Raw genomic sequence first — 5,209 nt, forward strand, 5'->3', positions numbered from 1 at the left:
CGTGGGTGACCATCACGCAGGTCACGCCCACGCGCTCCAGAATATCCACCACTTCATGCTGCATGCGGTCGCGCAGTTTCTTGTCCAGCGCGCCCATCGGCTCATCCAGCAGCAGCAGTTTGGGGCGTTTCGCCAGGCTACGCGCCAGCGCCACGCGCTGACGCTGACCGCCGGAAAGCTGATGCGGTTTACGCTTAGCAAATTCCTGCATATGCACCAGCGTCAGCATTTCGGCCACGCGGCTGCTCATTTCGCCTTTCGGCAATTTATCCTGCTTCAGTCCAAAGGCGATGTTCTGCTCCACCGTCATGTGCGGGAACAGCGCGTAGGACTGGAACATCATATTGATCGGGCGCTGATAAGGCGGAACGTGCGACAGGTCTTGCCCATCCAGCACAATCTGCCCGCTGGTCGGTGGCTCAAAGCCCGCCAGCATGCGCAGCAGCGTCGATTTACCACAGCCGGAAGCACCCAGCAGGGCAAAAATCTCACCTTTATAAATGGTCAGGCTGACATCATCTACGGCGTGCTGGCCGTCAAAAGATTTGGTCAGGTTGCGAATTTCCAGCAGCGGCGTTAACGCCTTAGCCGTTTTATTTGGGGGGCGGGGAATCGCGTCGTTCACTAACATTTCTCCGGCGCTAAGCGGTGTAGCGCGGCACAGCCAGCCGCTAAAATGGCACAACAGAGGCCATCACCGCACCTCTGTTGTCGTCTTCAGGTAACGAATCCGTTTAGAACGAATTACTTACCACTTTTTACTTTAGTCCATGCACGGGTGCGCGCACGATCCAGTTTCGGATCCTGGACTTTGAGCACAAACAGCTTGGCCATCGCATCCGGCGTTGGGAAGATGCCCGGATTGTTACGCACATCCGCATTAATCAATGGCAGTGACGCCTTGTTGCCGTTGGCGTAGTTCATCTTGTTAGAGACATCCGCGATCACTTTTGGATCCATGATGTAGTTCAGCCACTGATAGGCTGCGTCGAGATTTTTCGCGTCTTTCGGAATCGCCATCATATCGAAGAAGGCCAGAGCGCCCTCTTTCGGCACGCTGTAACCCAGGTGCACGCCGTTGTTGGCTTTGGCTGCACGATCTTTCGCCTGCAGGATATCGCCAGACCAGCCGATCGCCACACAGATGTTGCCATTCGCCAGGTCGTTAATGTACTGAGACGAGTGGAAGTAGCGGATATTAGGACGCAGCTTCAGCAGCAGATCGGTCGCGGCGCCGGTGTAATCTTTAGCGTCAGAGCTGTTCGGATCTTTGCCAAGGTAGTTCAGCACGGTGGCGAAGATCTCTTCCGGCGCATCGAGGAAGGAGACACCACAGCTTTTCAGTTTTTCCAGGTTTTCAGGCTTCAGCACCAAATCCCAGCTGTTGACGGGCGCATCAGTACCCAGCGCGGCTTTCACCTTATCGAGGTTATAGCCGATACCGGTGGTACCCCACAGATACGGAATCGCATATTTGTTACCCGGATCGTGCTGCGCGACTTTCGCCATCAAATCAGGATCGAGGTTTTTATAGTTTGGCAGCTTGCTCTTATCCAGCTCCTGGAAAACGCCGGACTGTAGCTGGCGAGCAAGGAAGCTGGAAGATGGCACCACAACGTCGTAGCCGGTAGAACCCGCCATCAGCTTACCTTCCAACACTTCGTTGGAATCGAACACGTCGTAGACCACTTTGATACCGGTCTGCTTTTCAAAATTCGGCACGGTGTCGGCCGAAATATAATCGGACCAGTTATAGACGTGCAGCGTTTTATCTTCTGCCTGAGCACCAGCGGCCGCAGCCATCAGCACACCAGCAACCACACCTGGCAACCATTTTTTACGTTGGTTGAACATGTTTTCCATCCTCCTGAGGGGGTCATCACAACGCTGCATACACGCGATCCGGACGTTGCGTTTTCTGTTTAATCACAGACACACAATGAATCAATATTCAGCGGGAGTTTAATAGCAAAAACCTATACCTGTGCTGAGGTTGCATGTCTCAAGCAGCCCCGCAAGAATAGCCCCCCTGCTTCAGGCGTGCCAGATCCCAGCGTAAAAAACGCCTTTTTGCGATATTTTATGCATGTTTCTGCTATGCGGTTTGGCACTAGCGGCATAAAGCACGACTAATATCTGGCAATAAAGGGCAAAATGCAGAATAAAAAGTGGTAGGGCTAAAATGAAAACTGCCGCAAAAAGCGGCAGTTAGCGAGGCGGGGAACTCAGTGCAGCATCGCGTGGCTGCTGGAGCTGGGTTGGCGCTCCTCTTCTTCGCCCATCATCAGCAAATTATTGGCAAAGGCTTCCATGATCACCATGGAAACGCCCTCTTCACTTTGCTTCATAAAGTGCGAGAACTGACCAAACGTCAATCCGGCAGTGGTACTGATCGACTGGCAGACAATCAGCTTGGGCAGATTGTCATCCTGGATATCGATAAAGGCCTTCACCGTAAGCGAACTGGCATTGATCTGCGATAAATCGCCGACCAAAGGAATCAATGCTGTGGGTTTCACTTCCGCGAGGGCCGAGAAGAGGATGACGTTGTCCACCAGGTCGATTTTTGCATCAAACACCCCGTCAAAATTCTGCATGTGCGGCAGGTGCAGTGCCTGGCAGGCATCGCATTCGAACCAGGTGATATTTTGTTGATCCAGCCAGCGACGCATGATGTCGATGTCAGGAACGACCAGTGAATCCATCGTTATGTCCTGTGGGGTGAAGAAATAAGCGCCTTAGCTTACGGAAAAAGTCTAACTGATGCCACGAAAACCACGTAAAAGCGCGCCTAGCCCCCGGTTTTAAGACGATAGCCGGGGCAAGCATGCGCTTCTACCCAATGAATCATCATGGAAGCGATGTCGAGGCCGGTAGTGCCTTCGATGCCCTCAAGCCCTGGCGAGGCATTGACCTCCATCACCAGTGGGCCGCGATTGGCGCGTAAAATATCCACCCCTGCGATTTCCAGCCCGAGCGTGGATGCGGCTTTCACGGCGATTTCGCGCTCTTTTTCGGTGATGGTCACCGCGTGCGCTTTACCGCCACGATGAAGATTTGAGCGGAAATCCCCCTCTTTCGCTTCACGCTCAATCGACGCCACCACTTCATTGCCAATCACCAGGCAGCGAATATCTCGCCCCTGTGCCTCTTTGATAAACTCTTGCACCAGAATGTGGGCGTTTAGGCCACGAAAGGCATCAATCACGCTCTCCGCCGCCTGGCGCGTTTCCGCCAGCACCACGCCAATCCCCTGCGTGCCCTCTACCAGTTTCACCACCAGCGGCGCACCACCGACCATGGCGATCACATCCTGGGTATCATCAGGCGAAGAGGCGAACCCGGTGATCGGCATATCAATGCCTTCGCGCGCCAGCAGCTGCAGCGATCGCAGTTTGTCACGCGCCCGGGTGATGGCCACCGATTCATTCAGCGGATAGCTGCCCAACATCTCGAACTGGCGCAGCACCGCCGTGCCGTAAAAGGTGGTCGCCGTGCCAATACGCGGGATAACGGCATCAAAGTGGCCCAGCGGTTCGCCACGATAATGCACCGCGGGCGAATCGGAGTTGATGTTCATGTAGCAGGAGAGCGGATCGATCATTTGCACCTGATGGCCACGCTCTTCCGCGGCGTCGCGCAGGCGCTTACACGAGTACAGCGTTCCATCACGCGTGAGAATGGCCATCTTCATTGCAGAATTCCTTGTGCTTAGCGCGTTGCCCAGCCCTGTTGATGCAGATAATCCAGCATAAACGGACGCGTTTCTTTGATGATCAGGCGTTGAATCAGTTCGCTCCAGGTTTCCGAACGCTGGTTGCTGTCACGTTGCTGGTAATAAGCCGTGATTTGGTTATCGTACTGATCCAGCACGCTTTTATCGACAGATTGATAACGATTTTCATGCACCAGCATCGCCGCTGTCATACGCGGTTTCACGTCTGGGGCAGAAGCTGGATGGCCGATGCAGAAGCCAAACAGTGGCAGCACAAATTTCGGCAGTTCCAGCAAATTGGTGACTTGCGCAATACTGTTACGGATACCACCAATAAACACGCCACCCAGCCCCAGCGATTCCGCCGCGACCATGGCGTTTTGTGCCATTAATGCGGTATCGACACAACCCAACAGCAGTTGCTCGGCGCGTCCGAGATGCGCATCCGGGCAAATCTGCTGATGACGATTAAAGTCGGCACAAAACACCCAAAACTCAGCGGCGGCACTCACCCATGGCTGCCCGCCGGTGAGTTGCACCAGCTGATCACGCTTTTCCTGGTCGGTAATGCGAATAATCGAGGAGCATTGTAAAAAACTGGAGGTCGAGGCCGCTTGTGCTGCAGCAATGATCGCGCTGCGCTGAGCATCATCAATGCCCTGCTCGGTAAAGGCGCGAATGGAACGGTGGCTGCACAGTAAATCGATGGTCGGCGTCATAATCCTCTCCGGTTACTTCTTTTTGTGGTTGTGATTGAACAACTGCGGTGCCATCGCTTGCGCGGTACGCCACATCATCAGCCAGGCGGCAGGCAGCATCAGCGCAATGCCAAGGAAAAAAAGCAGCGTCGCCAGCGACTTCTGCGCCATAAAATCAGGTGCCGCAATCCAGTTATTAACCAGTAATAGCGCACCAATCACCGCGAGCACGCCAAGCACTTCCAGCAGCAAAACCGGTTTCGGCAACGTGGCCAGATTACGCATGGGCGATTTCCTCAGTTGCTCAATAGGTCAGTCGCATTTTAGACCCGAATAATTCGCTCTGCAGCAAGGCATGGCTATCACCAGCAGCTTAACTGAAGCCAAACGCGTCTGCGGAGTGAAGTATGATGGACATAGATTGCGGTCATTAGAGTAACAGGCATTTTCTTCTTTGCTTAAGCAGGATGGGCGGGCATGATGTTAGCCATTATTCACGCTGTAATGTGAAACTGGTCACAAAACAGCAGCGGAAGGAGAGAAGCAATGATTGCAGTGATTTTTGGCCGTTCAAGCTGCCCATACTGCGTACGTGCGAAAGAGTTAGCCACCAAGCTGACCAGCGAGCGCGATGATTTCAACTATCAGTACGTCGATATTCAGGCGACCGGCATCACCAAGGCCGACCTGGAAGCACGCGCCGGCAAACCGGTAACCACTGTTCCGCAGATTTTCCATGATGACCTGCAACTCGTTGGTTACAATGAATTTGCGGCATGGAGCAAAGAAAATCTGG

Annotated in this window: 7 protein-coding genes; 1 reads left to right on the forward strand and 6 read right to left on the reverse strand. The window is 53.8% G+C overall.

What is annotated here, in order from left to right:
* From RT340_RS21645 to RT340_RS21670, 6 genes are all read right to left on the reverse strand, one after another.
* A partial coding sequence (locus RT340_RS21645) for an ATP-binding cassette domain-containing protein (protein ID WP_313377715.1) occupies positions 1 to 625 on the reverse strand: 625 nt, incomplete at its 3' end.
* A 119-nt stretch (positions 626 to 744) separates the two neighbouring features.
* On the reverse strand, positions 745 to 1,854 hold the full coding sequence (potF, locus tag RT340_RS21650) for a spermidine/putrescine ABC transporter substrate-binding protein PotF (protein ID WP_211728158.1): 1,110 nt from the start codon (positions 1,852 to 1,854) through the stop codon (positions 745 to 747).
* A gap of 371 nt (positions 1,855 to 2,225) precedes the next feature.
* Positions 2,226 to 2,705: a YbjN domain-containing protein gene (locus tag RT340_RS21655; RefSeq protein ID WP_313377711.1), complete on the reverse strand. Its 480-nt coding sequence runs from the start codon at positions 2,703 to 2,705 to the stop codon at positions 2,226 to 2,228.
* An 86-nt stretch (positions 2,706 to 2,791) separates the two neighbouring features.
* On the reverse strand, positions 2,792 to 3,694 hold the full coding sequence (gene rimK / locus RT340_RS21660) for a 30S ribosomal protein S6--L-glutamate ligase (protein WP_038647884.1): 903 nt from the start codon (positions 3,692 to 3,694) through the stop codon (positions 2,792 to 2,794).
* A 17-nt stretch (positions 3,695 to 3,711) separates the two neighbouring features.
* Positions 3,712 to 4,434, reverse strand: a complete 723-nt coding sequence (gene nfsA / locus RT340_RS21665) for an oxygen-insensitive NADPH nitroreductase (protein ID WP_313377713.1) — start codon at positions 4,432 to 4,434, stop codon at positions 3,712 to 3,714.
* A 12-nt stretch (positions 4,435 to 4,446) separates the two neighbouring features.
* Positions 4,447 to 4,698: a DUF1418 family protein gene (locus RT340_RS21670; RefSeq protein ID WP_097119351.1), complete on the reverse strand. Its 252-nt coding sequence runs from the start codon at positions 4,696 to 4,698 to the stop codon at positions 4,447 to 4,449.
* Positions 4,699 to 4,959: 261 nt separating this feature from the next.
* Between RT340_RS21670 and RT340_RS21675 the strand changes: the two genes are divergently transcribed.
* Positions 4,960 to 5,209 (forward strand): GrxA family glutaredoxin (locus RT340_RS21675; RefSeq protein ID WP_313377714.1); only part of this gene is annotated, 250 nt, incomplete at its 3' end.

The sequence above is a fragment of the Pantoea sp. CTOTU50773 genome (assembly GCF_032082325.1).
In the GTDB taxonomy this organism is placed as follows: Bacteria; Pseudomonadota; Gammaproteobacteria; order Enterobacterales; family Enterobacteriaceae; genus Pantoea; species Pantoea communis.